Origin of the sequence: Burkholderia sp. Bp8963 (assembly GCF_003854275.1) — a bacterium.
In the GTDB taxonomy this organism is placed as follows: Bacteria; Pseudomonadota; Gammaproteobacteria; order Burkholderiales; family Burkholderiaceae; genus Burkholderia.
On the sequence record NZ_QTQP01000163.1, the window covers coordinates 1 to 929 of the forward strand.

Annotated in this window: 1 protein-coding gene; it reads left to right on the top strand. The window is 64.3% G+C overall.

Translation table 11 applies throughout. The annotated features are described in order from the left end of the window. On the top strand, window positions 1-929 hold a 929-nt coding region (locus DID96_RS37825; protein ID WP_148094541.1), incomplete at both ends, for an RNA-guided endonuclease TnpB family protein.

A 929-nucleotide genomic window follows, 5' to 3' on the forward strand; every position in this document is an offset into this window, starting at 1 on the left:
CGACCAGGCCAACAGCCGGATCTTCCTGCCCAAGCTCGGCTGGCTGCGCTATCGCAAGAGCCGGGACGTGCTCGGTACGCTGAAGAACGTCACCGTGAGCCAGGCCTGCGACAAATGGTTCGTCTCAATCCAGACCGCCCGCGAAGTCGAGCCGCCCGTGCCACTGGCGACCAGCGCCATCGGCATCGACGTGGGCATCGCCCGCTTCGCGACGATGAGCGACGGCACATTCCTCGCGCCGCTGAACAGCTTCAAGAAGCATGAGATGCGGCTGCGTCGCTACCAGCGCGCCATGAGCCGCAAGGTCAAATTCTCGAAGAATTGGAGAAAAGCGAAGGCCCGCGTCCAGCGCATCCATGCCCGCATCGGCAACGCACGCCGCGACTACCTGCACAAGGCCACGACCACGATCAGCAAGAGCCACGCGATGGCGAGTATCGAGGACTGGCAGGTGCGGAACCTGTCCAGGTCAGCGGCAGGCCGTGTCGAAGCGCCGGGGAAGCACGTGACGGCCAAGTCCGGCTTGAACAAGCGCATCCTCGACCAGGGCTGGTTCGAGTTCCGCCGCCAACTGGCATACAAGCTGGCATGGAACGGCGGCTGGCTGATCGCCGTGCCACCGCAGAACACGAGTCGGACCTGTCCCGCGTGCAGATGCGTGAGTTCGGACAATCGCACGACGCAGGCGCGGTTCGTCTGCGTTGCATGCGGCTACAAAGCGCACGCCGACGTGGTCGGCGCAATGAACATCCTCACACGAGGATTGCAACTGTTGGAAGGGCAGGACGATGCCCGGATAGCCTGTGGAGCGATTCAACCCCGTGCCGGGCCCAGCGTTCGCGGAGAAACTGGGACGAGGATGCGGTATAAGGGGAACGGCAGCGCCGCGATGACCGGCCGACTCATTGGTGCGCGCTGGCAGCCTGCAT